Genomic DNA, 20,088 nt, shown 5'->3' on the forward strand with positions numbered 1-20,088 from the left:
CCCATGACCTACGAAGAATTATTAACCGAAACGGCCCTGAACGATGAGCAGGTAGTAGTGATGACAGCCGAAAACCGCGCGTTGGTACGTAACCTGCCTGCTGTTTTGGGTAAGCGTTTTATTGATACAGGCATTACCGAGCAAACCATGATCGGCGCATCGGCTGGTTTGGCTTTACGTGGCCGCAAACCTGTAGTACATGCCCTGGCCGCGTTTTTAACCATGCGTGCTTTTGAATTTGTACGCACCGACCTGGGTATTGCCAATTTACCGGCTAAGCTAAGCGGTTTTATCCCTGGTTTTTTATCAGATGCTAACGGCCCTACCCACCAGGCTATCGAAGATATTTCCATTATGCGGGGCATCCCAAATGTAACTGTGTTTGCTCCTGCCGATGAGGATGACCTGGTAAAGATGCTGCCCGAGATCTGGAGATCGCCAAACCCGGCCTATACCCGCATCAACACCCGCAAAACCAATCACGTGCATGAGCCTTTTGAATTGGGCAAGGCCGAAGTGATCTCTTCAGGCAGCGATGTAACCATTTTAACCTATGGCTTGATGTTCGAGCAGGCGCTCATCGCTGTTGAGGTATTACAAAGCGAAGGATTATCCGTTGGCCTGGTGAACATGCGCAGCCTTAAACCGGTTGATGAAGCCATCATCCTGCAAGTAGCAGCCAGCAGCAGCCTTATAGTTACCCTCGAAGATCATTTCCTGACCGGCGGTTTATACACTATTGTAGCAGAAGTATTACTGCAATACCAAACCACCGCTAAAGTAATGCCCATTGCCTTAAAAGAAAGATGGTTTAAACCAGCCTTATTACCTGATGTATTACAAAACGAAGGTTTCTCGGGCAAGCAAATAGCCGAAAGGATACTGGGCTATCAAACCGGGTATTCACAACCATCCATATTAACCCCAGAGTTTTCAGAATAAAAAAGATTTTACCATGGCTAATAAAATACAGTTAAGCAACAATTATCCCGATATCACCGAGTCGGACAAAATATATGAGCGCGCGTTAAAAGTTCAGAAACCGGTAACACAGACCCTGGCTAAAGGTCCGGGTCAGTTTAGCAAAGGCGTAGCGCCAAAATACCTGATAAAAGGTAAAGGCTCGCACGTTTGGGATGCTGATGGTAATGAATATATCGACTATAACTCGGCCATCGGCCCTATTTCTTTAGGTTACGCCTATCCTGCTGTTGATGATGCCATCCGCTCGCAACTAAATGATGGTATTACCTTTTCGCTGATGCACCCACTGGAAGTGGAACTTTCGGAGCTGGTACAACAGGTGATCCCGAATGCCGAGGCCGTTAAAATAGCCAAAACAGGGGCCGATGTTTGCTCGGCTGCCATACGTGTGGCTCGTGCATTTACAGGCAGGGATAAAGTATTTTGCTGCGGCTATCACGGCTGGCACGACTGGTATATCGGTATTACCAGCCGTAACGCGGGTATTCCCGAAGCCATACAGGACCTTACCTACACTTTTGAATACAACGACATCGAATCGATAAAAGCAGCCTTAGACGAAAGCGTGGCTGCCCTGATATTGGAGCCTTTTATTTTTGAAGCACCCAAACCCGGCTTTTTACAACAACTGGCTGAGGTCTGCCGCGAAAACGGCACCCTGCTTATTTTTGATGAAATGTGGACAGGCTTCCGTATTGCCCTGGGCGGTGCGCAGGAATATTTTAACGTAAAGGCCGATCTGGCAGTATTTTCCAAGGCCTGTGCCAATGGAATGCCTATAGCCCTGCTTACCGGCAGAGCGGATGTGATGGATCTGTTCAATTCCGAAGTATTCAGTTATACCACCTTTGGCGGCGAAGCTTTATCATTAGCAGCCTGTATAGCCACCATCAGTGAGCTGCGCGACAAGAATGTACCGCAATATCTTGATCAGCATGGCGCTTTGTTAAAAGATGGTTATAACCAAATTGCCATATCATTAGGTATGGATCAATACACCCGCTGTATAGGTTATAACTGCCGCAGCATGGTAACTTTTACTCCTGAAGCAGGAAATGCACTGGAATTAAAAACCCTGATGCAGCAGGAAATGATCAAACGTGGTATCCTCTGGGCTGGTTTCCATAACATGTGCTTCAGTCATACTTCCGAAGATATTGATTACACCCTTTTAGCCTACCGCGACGTACTCCAACTGGTTAAAGAAGCCATTTTAAGGGGCGATGTAAAAAGCTATTTAATAGGCGAAGTTTTGGAGGCCGTTTTCCGTAAGGTGAGCAATTATAACATTAAGCCAAAAACAGCGGCATTATAAATAAGAGACAAGAGTTAAGAACCAAGAGTCAAGAAAATAAAAAGGAAGAATGCTAACTGGTAGCCAACAAAGATTTTGTATTCTCTCTTGATTCCTGACTCTTATATCTTGACTCTCATTATAAAAGTATATGGAACTATTTTCATTACAAGGGAAAACGGCTATAGTGACAGGGGCGCTGGGCCTTATCGGGCAAAAGCATTGTGAAGCGCTGGCCATGGCCGGGGCCAACGTGGTAGCTGCCGATATGGACGAGAAAAAGGTAGAAGCTTTCGCCGCAAACCTGGGCCAACAGCACGGTGGACTAAAGATCGACGTGACCAGCAAACACTCCCTGGAAATTGCCCGCGAGCAGATACTCACCCGCTATGGCAGCATCGATATACTGGTAAACAATGCCGCCATTAACGATATGTTCGAGAACCCGGCTATGGCTAAAGAGCTTTCGGCATTTGAAAATTATCCGCTCGCGGCCTTTCAGCAATCGCTGAATGTAAATGTGACCGGGGTGTTCCTTTGTTCGCAGGTTTTTGGTACGGTGATGGCCGAACAGCACTCGGGCAGTATCATCAACGTAGCATCCACCTATGGTATGGTAGGGCCCGATCAATCGATCTACAAAAACCCGCAGGGCGAACAGGATTTTTATAAATCAGCAGCTTACCCGGTAACCAAGGGGGCGGTCATCAACTTCACCCGCTTTTTAGCTGCTTATTGGGGTAATAAAGGGGTGCGGGTAAATACCCTGTCGCCGGGTGGTGTGGAGAATAATCAGAATGATTTTTTTGTACAGAACTATTCGGCCAAAACATTATTGGGCCGGATGGCCAAAGCTAACGATTATCAGGGCGCGCTGATATTTTTAGCCAGCGACGCCTCCGCCTACATGACCGGCGCCAACCTGGTAGTTGACGGCGGATGGACAGCGATATAACTTTTTAGTATCAAGTAGTTAGTATCAAGTATCGAGACTTTTTTAATTGTCCATAAAAGAAAACGAGATACTGGTACTTGATACTTGATACTAACTACTTGATACTAAAAAAATGCCACAGGAAAAACTGCTTACCGTTACCACTACGATACTGGTTTTGTGGGTAATATTCATTATTACCTGGGAACGGGTATCGCCCTACCGCAAAGGATTGAAATTTTTTAGGGAAGGTTTCTGGATCGACCTGGTTTGGTACACACTCATACAAAGCTATTTTTTAAAGATCCTGATATTTGATTATATCATAGCTCCTATTCAGCACCATTTCGATTGGTCGGCCTTTCAGTTTGTAACCCATTGGCCGGTGGCCGTGCAGGTATTATTTTTCCTGGTAACGCATGATCTGTACATTTACCTGTTTCATCGTTTGCAGCACCACAGCAAGTTTCTTTGGCGTACCCATGAGGCACACCATTCGGGCAAGGAGGTTGATTTTTTGTCGGGTTCACGTTCACACATCATCGAGATCATCATCAACCAAACCATTGAATTCGCGCCCATTATTTTATTAGGCGCCGATCCGGCCGTGATACCTATTAAAGCCCTGCTCGATGCCATGTTTGGTATGTTTATCCATGCCAATGTAAATGTAAAGCTGGGCAAGCTCAAATATATCCTCAACACACCCGAGCTGCATCTGTGGCACCATGCCAACTACCAGGAGGTTTTCCATGCTAACTTTGCTACCAAATTTTCGATATGGGACCACTTGTTTAAATCTGCTTACGATCCAGGGCATGCACCCGGCAACGAACGCGAAAACTGGGGGTTGGGTTATGACTATCCCCGGGATTATTTTATGCAGCATGCCTTTTCGGTAAAACGCTTTGACGAAAAAAAGTTATTGAAATATAAATGGTTTGAGCGCTACTATAATCTGCGACCGAATATTTTGTCGATATTGCTGTCACCATTTGATAAAAAACGTTCAAAAGCAACTACCAATACAACGTCACAAACTATCAACACTACCATAACCACTCACCCGCAAGAAGAGATTTTGCAATAACCCCATAACCTTTGGCCTGGATATATATCATCATAGCAGCAGTATTTGAAACCGCGTGGACGTTTTCGGTCAAGTACTTTAAACTAAGCGACCTTAAACTGCTCACCTGGCAAAACTTTTACCGGGTTGATGTAAGCTTCCCGCTATTGGCGCCATTGCTGGGCTATATCCTGTTTGGTGTGTGTAATGTATACTTCTTCTCCCTGGCCATCAAAGAGCTCTCTACAGCCACCGCATACGCCATCTGGACCGCCGCTACACTGGTATTTATCAAAATAGCCGAAATGGCCTTCTTCAACAAAACCATCACCTGGACAGAACTTTTCTTTATCTCCCTCATCATGATCGGTATTATGGGCTTAAAATTCTCAGTTTCGCATATCAACCAGGTACCGTAGGGGATTGGACGGATTTTGGGAGTAAGGATCAAAGACAAAAAATAAAAACCATGTCATTGCGAGAAGGAACGATGAAGCAATCTCGTCGTATGTATAAACGCGAGGAGATTGACACGCTATCGCTCGTATGACATGATTGTTTTTTAGTTCTTAACGTTAATTGGGTGTCATGGTGAGCTTGTCAAACCATGACCGGTCTTTAACCCAAATTGTAAACTCACACCTTGCCAATTTCCTGCGCCACTCGCTGTGCCGAACGGATGCAGGACTCCATCCCCCGGCTCATGTTATCGGCATAAGTACCTGCAAAATATATGCGTCCTTCGGGCAGCATCACCTGCGGCCAGAATTTGCGCATGGTACCTATCGGGAAGGGCTGCATTTCGCAGGCCGGGGCAAACCTATCCTTTGTCCAGTCGAACGTTAAAGCCTGTTCTATTGTATCATGCTTACCCGGATAAACTGCCCGGAAAGCAGCCAGAACACGCTCGGGCGAGATGCCTCCCGGACCAAAGGCTTTCAGGATCACCCGCTGGGTATCTACCTCATTGGTTTCTTCCCATATGGATGAAATATCAGGGTGCTCAAATTCCATATTGATGGTTTTAAAGCCATCGTCGAGCCAGAATTTGGAACTGGCCTCGAACACATAAAAAGGATGCGAAGAATAACCCATGCGGTTAACCACATATTGCTTGGCCGGTGACAAGGGTGGACTAACCGGAATATTTTTAAAAATCGGCAAGGTGATACAATTCACCAGGAAATCGGCTTTCATTTCCCGGATCTGGGCTGTACCGTAGGCTTTGTAGGATACCGTTACACCCGTGGCATCGTGTTTAATGGCTGTAACCGGATGATTGAGTTTAACCCTTGCACCCAGGCGTTTGGCAAAAGCGATCGGCAGCTGCTCATTACCGTCTTTCAAGTGATAAGTATCCCCTTCTGATGGAGGGTTGCCCCGTGATTTCATAATGGCAGATCGCCACAACGCGTACAGGGCATTGGTAGTGCTTCCGCCCAAAAACCTGAGTGCACCAGGTGAAGCACCTTCTTTTTTATAGATCTGGGCAATGGGCATCTGGTCATAATCATCATAACCAACGCCAAAGGGATTATATGGATCGGTAAATTTATCGAGGTATGGTTTCAGGTAGAAATCGCTCAGGGCATACATCGGATTTTCTGCCAGAAATTTGATCTCCTTTTCATTAAACCCGAATTTGGCCAGCACCGTAGGGTCCTTCATCATTTCGGGCGTATAAAATTTACCGCCTATCATTTTTAAGGTATGGTTATCCGGCGCGGCCTCAGAACCCTCGGCATGCGGATAAGGGATGGCCTTGAGCTTAAATTCATCCACATATTCAAAAAAACGCTCGTAGCCCGGCTTGGTGATATGGTCGGCCCCGAAATCGGCATACAGGCCATCTGATAAACCATCGCGTCCGGTAAATACATGGCCGCCATACCGACCGCTGGCCTCCAGTACAACCACTTCATGCCCGGCCTTCATCAGCTCATAGGCGCAACAAAGTCCAGTTATGCCCGCGCCTGCCACAATAACTTTTTTACCACTTGCTATTATTGGCTTTTCGGCCGGTTTTGCGCTGCCTACTTCTGCCGCCCTGATGATCTGTGGACCAATAACAGCGCCGGCACCGGTCATCAGCGTGTTTTTGATAAACACCCTTCTTTTAATGTTAGTCATTCTTTTGTTTTTATGGTATCCGATAAAATGCTTAACCTGATAGGAAATTTAGCTAAATATATTATGCAAAAGGCTTTATAAAAAGCAATAAAAAAATTTATTCATATTCAATATGAATTTCATATTTCATTTAAAACCGAACTGTATTGCTTTGGCAGGCGGTATCTTTGCGTTGTAAGTCAAATACATCTATCATGGAAGAGACGGCAATAAGAAAGGGATACCCAACAAAATCACCATTTATTTTTATAGTGGGTACCACCAGCCTGGCATTTGTAGTATCGCAGTTGGATGTATCCATCGTAAACATCGCGCTGCCGCAAATATCCACCTCGTTTAAGGCCGATATCAGCGCGCTGCAATGGATAGTTGATGCCTATACCATCGCTTTCGCGGTGCTGATGCTTTCGGCCGGCGGCATGAGCGACCTGCTGGGTTCAAAAAGGCTTTTCCAGTTTGGCTTATTGGTATTTGGCATAGCATCTGCCGGTTGTGGCTTCGCCTGGAGTCCTTTTAGTTTGATCGTTTTCCGGGTATTGCAGGGCGTTGGCGCGGCAGCCATGATCCCCAGTTCCTTATCTATCCTAAACCAAAGCTTTGCCCATGAAGCCACCCAGCGCAGCAAGGCCGTAGCCTGGTGGACGGCCGCTGGTGGTGTATCCATAGCCGCAGGCCCAATCTTGGGCGGCCTGCTGATGCACCTAAGCAACTGGCGAATGATATTTTTTGTGAACGTTCCTATTTGTTTGATTGGCATATTGTTAAGCATTAAACTCACCGAAAGCGAAAAACACGCCAATAAAGGCTTTGATATTCCCGGTCAGTTTACCTGGATGCTGGCTCTTACCGCGCTTATTGCCGCTATTATCGAACTGCACCACCTCGGTTTTAATAATCCTGTTATTTACGGCGCGTTGATATTCAGCGCCATCATGTTCATCATTTTTCTGCAGATAGAAAGAAAAGCCAGGTCCCCTATCCTGCCGCTTGATTTGTTTAAGTCGCCAGTTTTTAATGTACTGGTATTACAGGGTATTGTATTGAATGCCACTTATTACGGAACCGTGTTTGTGCTGAGCCTTTATCTTCAAAATGTGCTTAATTACCCTTCGCTTACCGCGGGATTGGCTTTTTTACCGCTTACTGCCGGGTTTATCATCTCCAACCTTATCAGCGGCAAACTTATGGCCAAATATGGTACACGTATGCCCATCATCACCGGGCTTACTATCGGCGCCATTGGTTATGCAGGCCTGCTCATTGCCCATGCCCATACACCCTACTGGCAATTGTTTATTCCTTTTGTTATCATCCCAATGGGTATGGGACTCGCCGTACCCGCCATGACCACAGGTATCTTATCCACCGTGGCTAAAACACGATCGGGCACGGCATCTGCTGTACTAAATACCACCCGGCAGGCAGCAGGCGCCATGGGTGTAGCTGTATTTGGGGCCATGACCAATGGCGGCCCCAGGGCTATAGTGCATGCCATAACGGTGAGTTCCATTATTTCGGCCGCGGGTATATTTTGTATCCTTTTATTGATTTATAGGTATTTGAAGATAAGTAAGTAAGATTAGAGAGCTTTTTAATAGTAGGCCATCCTGAACTTGTTTCACTGTTGTTCGGCATGACTTGATTTTATGGATTGATATTCTACCCAAAATTTCGTATCTTTATGTCCATACCAGCCCTGGTGTCTTATAAAAAGACACCAGGGCTGTTTTATTAAGACAGAAGCAGGACCCAAAACAGACCATTATGAATTCGGCTATTTAACAATCAATCATTTAATACTTTTTAAACTTTTTAAAACATGCAAAAAATTTGTTAAAAAGTGTTAAAATGGCGTTAAAGCTTAGTTAAAACGCATAAAAACAAAGCCTTTTTATCCTGCTTTTGACTAAAAATTGTTAAAATTAAAGGTTTAAAAAGTTTTTTTCCACCATATTCATCCGATCACCAAACGCAAGCGAATCACCATGCCCGATAAAAGAGTAGTTTTTGATTTCGATATTTCCTTCACCAATGGCGGCGGCATACAGGGTCAGGATTTCCGGCTGGATATTGCCGGCGATACTATCAGCGACCAGGAGCTGGCCGACTATATAGTAAACGATATGCAGCTGCTTATGGTAGGCAAGGTTGATATCCTGAACAAATATTACATCGAAGAAAAACACAAGCGTCAGCCGGTTAATATTAAGCCTGATGACAAATATATCGACCTGAGTCACACCATTTTCGATGGCCTGGTAACCTATAAAGGCCTGCCTTCGCCCATTATTTGCGATTACCTGAGCCGGGAACAATCCAAAGCCAACTATGAACCGGGAACAGAATTCCAAATAGGAAAAATAGAAATGGTGACCAATACGGGTACCTATATCGATTGTCCTTTTCACCGTTTTGAGCATGGTAAAGATCTATCTGAAATAGAACTGGAACGGTTTGCAGATCTTGATGCTATCACCATCAATGCTGAAAACGCAACCGAAATTGGCAAAAGTTATTTTACCGGTAAAGAGATCAGGAATAAAGCTGTATTGGTTTATACCGGCTGGGCAAGACACTGGAACACAACACAATACTTTGAAAAACACCCCTATCTTACAGCCGATGCAGCCGAATATTTAAAAGAGTGCAACGTAAAACTGGTGGGTATAGATAGCCATAACATTGATGACACCCAGGGTAAAAGTCGACCGGTGCATACCATTTTACTGGGAGCCGAAATCCTGATATCCGAGCATTTATGCAACCTGGATAAATTACCCGAGAGCGGCTACAAATTTAACGCTGTACCTCCAAAATTTAAGGGAGCTGGCACATTCCCGGTAAGGGCTTATGCCAGCTTTTAAAGGCAACAATTAACCTATAGACCTTAACTTATTTGAAACTGTTAAACCGTTCAATTACTGCATCCTTGAATCCAGGTAAAATGGTAAGATCGGTATCCCAAAGTTCGGTATTTGTCAAAATCTGGTGTATGGCTATATGAGTTTCTACATTTGCCCAAACCGTGGCAAAATACCCGGCAAAACTGTCGGTAACTTGATACTCCCGGTTGTTTATTATTCCGGTATAATGACCATCGTTAGTTGATTTAACCTGCATAAAGCGGATAAAGGCAGCAAAACCAAGTACCATATGTTCAGGAACAGTATGATGTAGTTTATAGTGATTCAATAATAAAGGGATCACCCTCATTTTGATCTTAGTGGTGTATTGTACCGAAATACTCAACCATTCATGCCTGATGTACGGATTACGAAACCTATCAAGCACTTTGCCGGCAAAATCGGTCGCTATGTTTTCATCGACTTTATACGGAATGACAGGCAATATCTCCTTAAACATCAATGGGGTGATGAAACTTATAAAAGATTCATTACTCATGGCTTCTTTCACCGTAGTAAAACCCTGCAAAATGGCCCAGGCACAGCTTAAAGTATGCGTTCCGTTCAGCAAACGCAGTTTAAGCTCTCTGAATAATTCAATATCAGACGTTATAACAACACTTTCATCAACCTCATGAAATGACAATACGGACCTGATATGATCATCCCCTTCAATGGCCCATAGGCTATATGGTTCTGCTATAATGCTCAGATTGTCTGTATAGCCACTTTTTGCTTCCAGCTCATCGTTTAGTGTCTTATCGGGCCTTCCGGGTACTATACGATCAACCAATGAATTGCAAAAACGGTTATGACTTTCCAACCAATCCATAAACGCTGGTTCCAGCTTATTCAGATGCGCCAGTTCAAGTACAATCGACTCTAATTTTTTACCATTATCTGTTATCAGCTCAGTTGGAATAATGACCAGTCCGCTATCTGCACTGCCATTAAAAGCCTGGTATCGTTTATATAAAACGGCCAGTAATTTTCCAGGATAGGATTCAGGAGGATGCTTGCTGATGTCTTCTTTTACAAGTTTAATACCAACTTCTGTGGTATTTGAAATGATTACCTGTAAATGAGGGCTTTGGGCAATTTCCAAAATAGCGTTCCAATCGATTGCGGCTGATAATACACGACTAATAGCCGAGCAGATAACCTGTTTATCTATTTCTTGTCCATTTTCAATACCTTTTGTATAGATAGTGTATAAACCATCCTGTTTATCAAAATCAGTTGCCGAACCTGTGTCGGTTGATTTTACAACTACTATCCTGCCGTTAAAAACACCTTTACAATTGGCTTTATCAATAAAATAATCGGGCAAACCGCGTAAAAGTACCCCGGTGCCAAATTGTAACACTTTTTCGGGCAATTCAAATATTTGTCCGTCAGGAAGGCCTGGTACAGGCAAATTAATTTTGTTTAAATTATATCTCGATAGGATCATGTACTCAGTAAAAAGATGGATTTATCGGTTCTTGTTGGTTTATGGTTATTGGGATAATAAGCATTACAGCTCAATTACCAAACAAGGTTAAGTACAAGTAAGTAATAAAAAAAAGATATGGCGTACTAAAACCATGCAAACGTTCCCGGAAACGTTTGCACAACTTAACGAGTTCAATTGTACCCAAACAGGCATGGGAGATCTGTAATTTTACACTAACTTAGCCTTGTAACAGTGAATCCCTATTGTAAACCAACGTTCATGCTGGCCCTTGAAACACCAGTGCGCTAAATTATGTTTGAATCTTATACCATTAAAGATATAGCAAAGGCCCTGGGCCTGTCAACATCAACTGTATCAAGGGCCTTAAATGGCAGTTACGAAATAGGTGCAGAAACCAAGAAATTGGTGCTGGAGTACGCTGAAAAGGTAAATTACCGGCCAAATCCTATAGCGCTGAGCCTGAAAGAACAAAAAAGTCACTCTATTGGTGTTGTAGTATGTGAAGTTGCCAATACTTATTTTTCGCAGGCTATTAATGGTATTGAATCAATCGCCTACAATCGCGGGTACCATGTTATTATAACCCAAACGCATGAGTCATTTGACCGCGAGTGCACCAATGTAAAACACCTGTTGTCGCGACATGTGGATGGTTTATTAGTTTCCCTATCTGCCGAAACAACCGATACTTCACAATACCAGTATCTGCATGAAAAGGGGTTTCCCATTGTGTTTTTTGATCGCGTTGCGGCAGATGTCCACACACACAAAATAATAGCCAATAACTTTAAAGGATCATTTGATGCGGCCGAACTCTTAATCAGTACAGGTTTCAGAAAAATAGCCCATTTAACCAGTTCCAATAACCTACTGATCAGCAGGGACAGGTTTAGTGGTTTTAAGGCGGCCCTTGACAAACATAATCTTGATTTTAAAGCAGGTTATTTAAAGCACTGTAATCACGGCGGTATGATACAGGACGAGGTTGAATTTGCTATTAAAGAACTACTGAGTATGGAAGAGCGCCCCGAAGCCATTTTTGTTGCCAGTGACCGCCTTACCATTAGCTGTATGCACATACTCAAAAAGCTGGGGATTAAGGTTCCTGACGATATAGCCATTGCAGGCTTTACCAACTCTGATGTGGCCGAGCTGTTTGATCCGCCGTTAACTGTAATACGGCAACCGGCCTTTCAAATAGGTCAGCTGGCTACCGAAATGCTGATCAAAACCATTGAAAGCAAATGGCCTGTTGAGGAATTTACTACGGAACTGATAGAAACCGAGCTGATAGCCCGGGCATCATCTCAAAAGCTCCGTTAAGCTTATTGTTTGGCAAAACATCCTCAACAGACCTATAGTCGCTTAAAAAGCATTGATAATTAATTGCAATGCGCCATATTTATGCTCCGGGCTAAACATAGCTGTCGCAGAAATCGGCATGTGGTAATTGAAAAGTACCAGATCTTTATTAAACGTTAAACCTGCATTCACAATATTGGGCTTTGACCCGTAAAAGTTTTGATCGCGACCAAAGGCGAAAGCGCCTGCTGCAAAAATGTGCACATCAGAATTATCCTCTTTCCATAGCCTGTAATCCAGTATCACATAATTGGAATAGGCATTACCTAAATCGCCATTGCTTTTTACATAAGTATCCCGTCCCTGCACAATAGTACTCCAATTGATACTTAGCGGAAACGAGTCTTTAAACTGATAACCTACGGTAACATCAATAAAGTGCGATGTGCTTGCTTTATTATAATTAAACAGATCGGCATTGGGATAATTGGTAAAGTTGTTGATATCCCACACAGAAGCACTGAAACCCGATTTTTTATCTTTATAGCTTACGTAATAGTCAAACTCTTTGTAATCGCCAGTAAAACCGGCACCACCCCAAAAACCAACGGCAAAGCTGCCATCGCGGGTGGTATAATGCATATCTACGTCTGTGATAGGAGCGTTTGATACCTTAAACCCACGCCATATATACAATGACCTTATCTGTAAGTTAACATCAAACGGACGGTATTTTTTTACAACAACTGAGTCTTTTTTCCTTGCTGTGGTATCCTGGGCCCTGCTTTGAAGACAAAGGCATAGCCCAAGTATGGCCAAAAGGCCAACTTTATAAATCGTTTTCATAAAACTCGGTTTTAAAAAGAAATAATAATTAGTTTATATGTTAATGGCTCATGGCCAGGCTGGTGTATAAAAAAGCAGCTATCGCGGCACCAATAACAGGGCCGATAACAGGTATCCAGGCATATGCCCAATCACTGGTACCTTTGCTTTTAATGGGTAAAATAGCGTGCATAATGCGTGGACCCAGATCTCGGGCAGGATTAATGGCATAACCTGTGGTACCACCAAGGGATAAACCAATTACCCAAACCAACAAAGCTACAGGCAATGCCCCTACCGATCCTAATCCAACAGGCGTTTTGCTGGGTGTTATCTCTGCACCGGAGATATAAAAAATGGTGAATAGCAGCACAAATGCGCCAATGATCTCGCTTGCTATATTAGATTTATAGTTACGGACTGCCGGTCCGGTGCAAAAAACAGCTAATATCCCACCTGGGTTATCCGTGCGCTGAAAGTGGTCGTAATACATCAGCCACACTAAAAAAGCACCTATACAGGCTCCTAAAAGCTGCGCTGCTATATACATTGGCACGCTGGCCCAGGCAAATTTACCGGCTATGGCCAGGGCAATAGTTACTGCCGGATTTAAGTGCGCCCCGCTGTATGGCCCAGCAACAACTACGCCTACAAAAACAGCCAGCCCCCATGCGGTGGTGATAACTATCCAGCCGCTATTATTCCCTTTGGTATCATTTAAAACAACGTTGGCAACTACGCCATCGCCTAAAAGTATAAGCAACATGGTGCCTAACAACTCAGCTATGAATGGTGACATATTGATATTAAAATTAATGGTGAATAATCAAGTTAATTAAGCCTCAGGCAGTTCATCGGTCCAGGATTGAGCAGCGTGAATAGCTTTTTTCCAGCCTTTAATACCTTGTTTAATTGCAGGCAGATCAGCTTCGGGAGTAAATTCCTTTTCTGATTTCCACAGCTGTTGTATTTCCTCTACGCTTTCCCAGTAACCAACCGCCAAACCTGCCAGATATGCGGCACCCAGGGCTGTTGTTTCAACCACATTCGGCCTGATCACTTTACAATTAAGCAGGTTTGATTGAAACTGCATCAGCAGGTCATTCGCTGTAGCGCCACCATCAACCCTTAATTCTTTAATCTCCATCCCACTATCAGCCTCCATCGCTTTTAATACATCCATAGTTTGATATGCTATTGATTCTAACGCTGCACGTGCAATGTGAGATGCAGTACTTCCCCTACTCAAACCTACAATAGTACCACGCACATCGGGTTTCCAGTAAGGTGCGCCCAGACCGGCAAAGGCAGGTACAAAATATACACCCTGGGTATCCTCAACAGCCAAAGCCAATTTTTCTACGTCGGCAGATGTTTTGATAATGCCCAAGCCATCGCGCAGCCATTGTACAACCGCACCACCAATAAATATACTGCCCTCAAAAGCGTATTGGATCTTCCCGTTAATTTTCCAGGCGATGGTGGTTAACAGATTATTTTTTGATTCGATAAATTTATCGCCAATATTCATTAACATAAAACAGCCTGTTCCATAGGTATTTTTAACCATGGCCTTCTCAATACACATCTGACCAAAAAGCGCAGCATGCTGATCGCCCGCGATACCAGCGATAGGAACTTTGGATGCAAAAATAGTTGTTGCTGTTTCGCCATATACCTCACTGGATTGTTTTACCTCTGGCAACATACTTTTAGGTATATCCAATAAAGCGATGAGTTCATCATCCCATTGCTGGGTTTGGATATTGAAAAGCATGGTTCGGCAAGCATTGGTCACATCAGTAATGTGTACATGGCCACGGGTAAATTTCCATACCAGCCAGCTGTCTACAGTACCAAATGCCAGTTCGCCTTTTTCGGCTTTTGCACGGGCACCTTCTACATTGTCCAGTATCCACCTGATCTTTGATCCGGAAAAATAAGCGTCGATCACCAGTCCCGTTTTGGAACGGATCATATCCTCATGGCCATCATGTTTTAATTTGTCGCAAAAAGCAGCGGTACGGCGATCCTGCCAAACAATGGCATTATATACCGGTTCGCCTGTATTACGATCCCATACAATAGTAGTTTCACGCTGATTAGTGATGCCTATAGCTTTCAGATTGGTACCGTTTATACCCATCTTAACGGTGGCTTCTGCTGCTACACTGGCCTGTGTCGACCAGATCTCGTTCGGATCATGCTCAACCCAACCCGATTGCGGAAATATCTGTTTAAATTCTTTTTGGGCAACCGATTTAATTTGCCCCTTGTGATCAAATACGATAGCTCTTGAACTGGTAGTTCCCTGGTCTAATGCTAAAATGTAATCTTCCATAATTTACGTTTTTCACTGGTTTTAATTTGGTTATTTATTCAACTTCCCCCTAACCCTCTCCACCCCGGTAATTATCGGGAGAGGGTTCAAAAAGCAATTTACATCCTCTCTTTTGGAGAAGATTTAGGTGAGGCTTGATAAGGTTCAAGCAGGTAGCCGTTGGCTAAAAAGGTAAAAGATGCTACCTGCTCCTTCTCCCAGGCGGCATCTTTGTTTAATTCTTTGGCTATTAGACCGGCCACAAGCGGGGCCATATCAATAGCCGCACGGGCATTCAAAAATAATGACCGTACCCGGCGCGCCAGAATATCTTCTACATTGCGGGCCATCTCGTGTCTTACTCCCCATACCACCTCTGCCTGGATATAAGGCATATCAGGATGCATTTTTTTGCCCCATTCCGCATTTTCATTTACCAATGCCAGCAAAGCATTCTCATCGCTGCCATACACATATAAATGATCATCGCGGTTTACATTGAGCTTACTACCGTGTATCGACAGATCTTTGGTCATACTTGGTTTGGGATCCAGCTTACCTACCTCGATAGCTTTATTAATCGTATCTTCTCCCATCCTGCGGTAAGTTGTCCATTTACCCCCAGTAATCGTGATCAGGCCAGAATCAGATACCAGCAGTTTATGGCTCCGGGAAATTTCCTTTGTTTTGGATGAGTCGCCTTCCGGGGCAGCCAGTGGACGTAATCCGGCAAATACACTGAGTACATCATGGCGTGTTGGCGCTTTGGACAGGTATTTTTCAGCTGTCCGTATAATAAAGTCTATCTCTTCTTCCAATGCCCGTGGTTCCAGGCTATGCTCATTGAGCGGGGTATCTGTTGTACCTACTACCAGTTTATCATGCCACGGAACAGCAAATAGCACCCGGCCATCTTCTGTTTTAGGGATCATGATAGCATCCTCGCCTGGCATAAACGACCGGTCGAGTACCAAATGCACACCCTGGCTTGGCCTAACCATTGGCTTTTTGCCGGGTTTATCCATCTGCAGCAGATCATCAACAAATACACCTGTGGCGTTAATAACCGTTTTACATTTAATGGTATAGGTTTGATCAGTTTCCATGTCAGTAGTAATTACCCCGGCAATTTTCTGCTGATCATCTTTGATCAGGCTAACCACGCGAAAGTAATTCAGTACGGTAGCCCCCTGTTCAAGCGCGGTTTGAGCAAGGTTAACCGCAAGTCGTGAATCATCAAATTGGCCGTCATGATATACTACACCACCCCGTAAACCTTTTTGATTGATGGTAGGCAGCTTACTGATCACTTCTTTTTTGGAGATATGTTTTGCACGCCCAAATCCAAGCTTACCGGCCAACAGATCATACAGGGTTAAGCCGATAGTATAAAAAGCCCCGCCCCACCATTCATAGTTCGGAATCACAAATGATTCGTTTTTTACCAGGTGAGGTGCATTTTTAAGCAGCAGACCGCGTTCATGCAAGGCCTCACGCACCAGGCCAATATCACCCTGGGCAAGATAGCGCACACCACCGTGTACCAGCTTAGTGCTCCGACTGGATGTGCCTTTTGCAAAATCAGCCTGTTCTAATAACAATGTTTTATAGCCCCTGGAGGCAGCATCAACCGCGGCACCTAAACCGGTGGCACCACCACCTACTATAACCACATCCCAAATTTTATTAGGATCGGTTATGGATTTTACAATATCGCTTCTGTTAGTTGCAACCATGATCTTTATATTGTTGTATTTTATCAATCAGTTTCGATTCACATATCAAAATTATAAATAATAACAATTAGAAACAAAACAAAACTAACTAATAATTAATTTTTCACAAAAAGAGAACACAAACTACATTTTATAATAAATTTTTCATCAAAACATTACAAATTGAAATACAATTGAAATAAAATGAAACAAAACGAACAAACGAATCAGAATTTATTTTAATAAAATGAAGCGTATCATAAATCAAATTGACCACCTAACTCAATAGATGCAAGGCGCATTGGTCTAACAGAAATCCAGACTTAATATATTACGCACATTTCACTACATTTATCATAAATCATTAAACCAATGGATCTTATTATCAAAATACTTATTGGCCTGATAGCCCTTATACACTGCTATATATTATGGCTGGAAATGTTCGCCTGGACAACACGCGGACCTAAAGCCTTTAACAAACCACTACAGGAATTGGAAAAGAGCAAAGTTTTAGCCGCAAACCAAGGTTTATACAATGGTTTTTTAGCGGCGGGCTTGATCTGGACATTTTTTATCAGTGATGCCCGCTGGCATACCAATGTTGCCTTATTCTTCCTGATCTGTATAGCCGTGGCTGGAATTTACGGGGCACTTACCGTAACCAAAAAGATATTCTTTATCCAGGCGGTGCCTGCTTTGCTGGCCATCATTCTTATCCTGATCAGGTAAGAAAAACTTTTTAAACCTTAAATTTTAACACTTTCCGGCTCAAAAACAAGGTCAAAACATTTACTTTTTGGCCATTTAACGGAGTTCTATCGTCATTTTAACACTTTTTAACAAATTATGGTGGGTTTTGAAAGGCTTAAAAAGTATTAAATAATTGACCATCAAATATGACATGGTTTTTATATTTCGTCCTGGCTCCTTGTTCCAAAAATCCTTGCTTCTAAAACCTTACCTGATCTGTACCCAGGTGTAACTTTCGGGTTTCAGGGTAAAAGTGCAGTTTATTTTGTAGTCTCGGCTTAGTGAGTATTTCTTTACAGGCCCCTCCTGTTCCTGAACGGTAGCAGTACTGGTTAGCCCTGTATAATACAAGGGAATACTGATGGTACGAGTGATAGCTTGCTTTAACGGATTATACAACATCAGCATACCTTTGGTTTGTAAATTCGGGTTTACGTGCAATATGCCGTCCCAATCGCGGCCATCAGCCCGGCGCAGGTGGATGATCTGCGAGTTGAGGATATCGCGGTATTTTTTGTACCAGTTAATTACTTTGATGACGGTTTGCTTAGTGACCTCCGTATCATATAAACGCGGACCACGATAGCAGGCTTGTACCCCTGCCCCGTAATACTGGATCATCAATTGTTCGTAATCTTTCAGGTGATCTTTCAAAGGTTCTAACACAGCCTCCGGGCCGCCGCCCTGGTATTTGGTGAGCGGTACAAACCCCCAGCTCATGGACGCCGTTTTTTCCCAGGTACCATCAAAAATATTCTGCCGGTTCAGGATCATCTGCTCTTCCCGCGAGAGCGAGAAATTGACTTCGCGATAGCCGATCGCTATTTTATTGGTACCATCTAAAAAATACCAATCGGGCGCATTGATATATACCCCTTTTTGGTGCAGAGAATGGTATAGCTCCTTTTGGATCTCCATTTGCCGCCATTGCGAATCATCCAGCCCTTTATGACCTGGGTGCGTTGTTGATGCGCATACGTCGCCGGGATAAGGGCCGTCATTTTCCCAGATATCAAAATCTGTTTGCGCATAAAAGGTTTTTATCTTATCGCGGTAAGCCAGTCCCCATTTACTGCCAAAACAGGGTGCATTGCCAAAGAAAGCACCGCCAGGTTTTCCCGTTTTGGGGTCGATCACATCATCCGCATCACTTATCCTGCGCGAGCTGAACAGGGAATATCCGCCTATAAAAATCCCTTTACTATGCGCGTATGCAGCCAGTTGTTTCCATCTTTTGATATTTGCGGCAGAGGTATCCTCCATATTACAATGACTGCCAAAACTCAGTATCACGGCCTCGTACCCGATTGCCGCGCATTGGTCTATCGCGGTACGTACCTCCTCATCATTGCGGCTCACCAGGTGCATAAATATGGGGTTAGCGGTTGTCCAGGGAGCTACGGTATTGTACATGGTACGAATGGCCAGCCCACGGCGTTCCCTGTCATAACTATCCATCAGCAGTTCATTGGTACGTACCGAGTTAAAAACCTCCCCTTTTTGCAGATCGATACCAGGCGCTTTATCTGGGTAAATCTCCAACAGGCATGGGGTCTGATAATCATAATTTACCTGCGAGGTATAGGTTGAATCGGCTTCCCAGTGCGTGGTTTGGTCGCTCAGATCGTACCGCATGGCATTGTTAAAGGCGTAATTTGTTTCGAGATAGATACCTTGCGGCTTGGCCATATTGGCGGGCGTACCCACCACGGCGCTCTGTTCTTCAACCATACCCAGCACCTCGCTAACCACCCGGTTGATCTTAAATGACTGATCGCCACTATTTTTTATACTAAGCGATTTAACAATCAGTGGTAATCCATCATACAGTTCGTAACTTACGATAACTTCCAGGCCCGCTAACTCAGGCGCGCCGGACTGATAGTAAAAATCTATCTGCCGGCCACCAGGTTGTTGATGATTGCTTGCCCAGAACTTACTTTTCCAGTTAAGCCTGGACACGAGGACTTTAATCTCGAAACGCTTAAACTGAAAATCATTTTTACCGGCGCTGAAATGATCAATCCACTCGGGCAAAAGATAAGCGTTCTCTTTCTGCCCTATCAGCCCACCTACATTATAAGTTTTGCCATTAATGGTTAAACGGGCCTCGGGCTTAACCGACCGTAACAATTGCTGCCCGTTAATGAGGTTGGTATAATCGGTACAAACCAAATTAGGGCTCAGCCTGAAGATTCTTTTAACCAAACCATTATTAAGTGAGATCTCCCTGCCAGAGGTTGTAGCTTTGATCACCGCCTTATAAGCGGTTGGGTTGAGCAGCCAATCGGTCTGCGGTTTTGTTTGAGCGTTAACGGGAACGCGCGACCATGTCAGCACCAGGAACATCATGATCACGACGTATGCGTATTTCAAATGGTTATTGGAGTATATCTTCATCAT

At 43.9% G+C, this 20,088-nt stretch carries 16 protein-coding genes; 9 read left to right on the forward strand and 7 right to left on the reverse strand.

Features of this window, described 5'->3' with window-relative positions; all coding sequences use genetic code 11:
* Nucleotides 1–3: 3 nt before the first annotated feature.
* From AB6735_RS08050 to AB6735_RS08070, 5 genes are all read left to right on the forward strand, one after another.
* Entirely contained in the window at nucleotides 4–942 is a 939-nt protein-coding gene (locus AB6735_RS08050) for a transketolase family protein (protein ID WP_370995416.1), read from the forward strand.
* 13 nt (nucleotides 943–955) lie between these two features.
* Nucleotides 956–2,299, forward strand: coding sequence for an aminotransferase class III-fold pyridoxal phosphate-dependent enzyme (locus AB6735_RS08055; protein WP_370995417.1), 1,344 nt, complete (start codon nucleotides 956–958; stop codon nucleotides 2,297–2,299).
* 130 nt (nucleotides 2,300–2,429) lie between these two features.
* Nucleotides 2,430–3,233, forward strand: a complete 804-nt coding sequence (locus AB6735_RS08060; protein ID WP_370995418.1) for an SDR family oxidoreductase — start codon at nucleotides 2,430–2,432, stop codon at nucleotides 3,231–3,233.
* A gap of 112 nt (nucleotides 3,234–3,345) precedes the next feature.
* Nucleotides 3,346–4,302, forward strand: coding sequence for a sterol desaturase family protein (locus AB6735_RS08065; protein ID WP_370995419.1), 957 nt, complete (start codon nucleotides 3,346–3,348; stop codon nucleotides 4,300–4,302).
* Nucleotides 4,303–4,313: 11 nt separating this feature from the next.
* Nucleotides 4,314–4,700, forward strand: a complete 387-nt coding sequence (locus tag AB6735_RS08070; RefSeq protein ID WP_370995420.1) for a multidrug efflux SMR transporter — start codon at nucleotides 4,314–4,316, stop codon at nucleotides 4,698–4,700.
* A 217-nt stretch (nucleotides 4,701–4,917) separates the two neighbouring features.
* Here the strand turns inward: AB6735_RS08070 and AB6735_RS08075 are convergent, their stop codons facing one another.
* Nucleotides 4,918–6,411, reverse strand: a complete 1,494-nt coding sequence (locus tag AB6735_RS08075) for a flavin monoamine oxidase family protein (RefSeq protein WP_370995421.1) — start codon at nucleotides 6,409–6,411, stop codon at nucleotides 4,918–4,920.
* Between the two features lie 194 nt (nucleotides 6,412–6,605).
* On the opposite strand from AB6735_RS08075, the gene AB6735_RS08080 reads away from it, so the two are divergent.
* Both AB6735_RS08080 and AB6735_RS08085 read left to right on the forward strand, forming a co-directional pair.
* Nucleotides 6,606–7,988 (forward strand): MFS transporter, encoded by a 1,383-nt coding sequence (locus AB6735_RS08080; RefSeq protein ID WP_370995422.1) that lies wholly within the window; start codon nucleotides 6,606–6,608, stop codon nucleotides 7,986–7,988.
* A gap of 408 nt (nucleotides 7,989–8,396) precedes the next feature.
* The gene (locus AB6735_RS08085; RefSeq protein WP_370995423.1) at nucleotides 8,397–9,275 is read left to right on the forward strand and encodes a cyclase family protein; all 879 of its coding nucleotides are present in this window, start codon (nucleotides 8,397–8,399) and stop codon (nucleotides 9,273–9,275) included.
* Nucleotides 9,276–9,303: 28 nt separating this feature from the next.
* Here AB6735_RS08085 and AB6735_RS08090 read toward each other — a convergent pair whose 3' ends face one another.
* Nucleotides 9,304–10,731 (reverse strand): tagaturonate reductase, encoded by a 1,428-nt coding sequence (locus tag AB6735_RS08090; protein WP_370995424.1) that lies wholly within the window; start codon nucleotides 10,729–10,731, stop codon nucleotides 9,304–9,306.
* Nucleotides 10,732–11,061: 330 nt separating this feature from the next.
* On the opposite strand from AB6735_RS08090, the gene AB6735_RS08095 reads away from it, so the two are divergent.
* Complete coding sequence (locus tag AB6735_RS08095) at nucleotides 11,062–12,093, forward strand: LacI family DNA-binding transcriptional regulator (protein WP_370995425.1); 1,032 nt, start codon at nucleotides 11,062–11,064, stop codon at nucleotides 12,091–12,093.
* 42 nt (nucleotides 12,094–12,135) lie between these two features.
* Here AB6735_RS08095 and AB6735_RS08100 read toward each other — a convergent pair whose 3' ends face one another.
* The 4 genes from AB6735_RS08100 to AB6735_RS08115 form a co-directional block, all read right to left on the reverse strand.
* The gene (locus tag AB6735_RS08100) at nucleotides 12,136–12,918 is read right to left on the reverse strand and encodes a hypothetical protein (protein ID WP_370995426.1); all 783 of its coding nucleotides are present in this window, start codon (nucleotides 12,916–12,918) and stop codon (nucleotides 12,136–12,138) included.
* A gap of 40 nt (nucleotides 12,919–12,958) precedes the next feature.
* On the reverse strand, nucleotides 12,959–13,696 hold the full coding sequence (locus AB6735_RS08105) for an MIP/aquaporin family protein (protein ID WP_370995427.1): 738 nt from the start codon (nucleotides 13,694–13,696) through the stop codon (nucleotides 12,959–12,961).
* A gap of 36 nt (nucleotides 13,697–13,732) precedes the next feature.
* Nucleotides 13,733–15,238: a glycerol kinase GlpK gene (gene glpK / locus AB6735_RS08110; RefSeq protein ID WP_370995428.1), complete on the reverse strand. Its 1,506-nt coding sequence runs from the start codon at nucleotides 15,236–15,238 to the stop codon at nucleotides 13,733–13,735.
* A 98-nt stretch (nucleotides 15,239–15,336) separates the two neighbouring features.
* On the reverse strand, nucleotides 15,337–16,953 hold the full coding sequence (locus AB6735_RS08115; RefSeq protein WP_370995429.1) for a glycerol-3-phosphate dehydrogenase/oxidase: 1,617 nt from the start codon (nucleotides 16,951–16,953) through the stop codon (nucleotides 15,337–15,339).
* A gap of 351 nt (nucleotides 16,954–17,304) precedes the next feature.
* Here AB6735_RS08115 and AB6735_RS08120 point away from each other — a divergent pair, with 351 nt between their 5' ends.
* Nucleotides 17,305–17,664, forward strand: coding sequence for a DUF1304 domain-containing protein (locus AB6735_RS08120; protein WP_370995430.1), 360 nt, complete (start codon nucleotides 17,305–17,307; stop codon nucleotides 17,662–17,664).
* A 228-nt stretch (nucleotides 17,665–17,892) separates the two neighbouring features.
* Here the strand turns inward: AB6735_RS08120 and AB6735_RS08125 are convergent, their stop codons facing one another.
* Nucleotides 17,893–20,088, reverse strand: coding sequence for an alpha-galactosidase (locus AB6735_RS08125; protein ID WP_370995431.1), 2,196 nt, complete (start codon nucleotides 20,086–20,088; stop codon nucleotides 17,893–17,895).

Origin of the sequence: Mucilaginibacter sp. RCC_168, from assembly GCF_041355315.1 — a bacterium.
GTDB lineage: Bacteria > Bacteroidota > Bacteroidia > Sphingobacteriales > Sphingobacteriaceae > Mucilaginibacter.

Coding starts and splice junctions, on each gene's coding strand:
- AB6735_RS08050 (WP_370995416.1), top strand. CDS start 4: ATGACCTACGAAGAATTATTAACCGAAACGGCCCTGAACGATGAGCAG.
- AB6735_RS08055 (WP_370995417.1), top strand. CDS start 956: ATGGCTAATAAAATACAGTTAAGCAACAATTATCCCGATATCACCGAG.
- AB6735_RS08060 (WP_370995418.1), top strand. CDS start 2,430: ATGGAACTATTTTCATTACAAGGGAAAACGGCTATAGTGACAGGGGCG.
- AB6735_RS08065 (WP_370995419.1), top strand. CDS start 3,346: ATGCCACAGGAAAAACTGCTTACCGTTACCACTACGATACTGGTTTTG.
- AB6735_RS08075 (WP_370995421.1), bottom strand. CDS start 6,411: ATGACTAACATTAAAAGAAGGGTGTTTATCAAAAACACGCTGATGACC.
- AB6735_RS08080 (WP_370995422.1), top strand. CDS start 6,606: ATGGAAGAGACGGCAATAAGAAAGGGATACCCAACAAAATCACCATTT.
- AB6735_RS08085 (WP_370995423.1), top strand. CDS start 8,397: ATGCCCGATAAAAGAGTAGTTTTTGATTTCGATATTTCCTTCACCAAT.
- AB6735_RS08095 (WP_370995425.1), top strand. CDS start 11,062: ATGTTTGAATCTTATACCATTAAAGATATAGCAAAGGCCCTGGGCCTG.
- AB6735_RS08100 (WP_370995426.1), bottom strand. CDS start 12,918: ATGAAAACGATTTATAAAGTTGGCCTTTTGGCCATACTTGGGCTATGC.
- AB6735_RS08105 (WP_370995427.1), bottom strand. CDS start 13,696: ATGTCACCATTCATAGCTGAGTTGTTAGGCACCATGTTGCTTATACTT.
- glpK (WP_370995428.1), bottom strand. CDS start 15,238: ATGGAAGATTACATTTTAGCATTAGACCAGGGAACTACCAGTTCAAGA.
- AB6735_RS08115 (WP_370995429.1), bottom strand. CDS start 16,953: ATGGTTGCAACTAACAGAAGCGATATTGTAAAATCCATAACCGATCCT.
- AB6735_RS08120 (WP_370995430.1), top strand. CDS start 17,305: ATGGATCTTATTATCAAAATACTTATTGGCCTGATAGCCCTTATACAC.
- AB6735_RS08125 (WP_370995431.1), bottom strand. CDS start 20,088: ATGATGAAGATATACTCCAATAACCATTTGAAATACGCATACGTCGTG.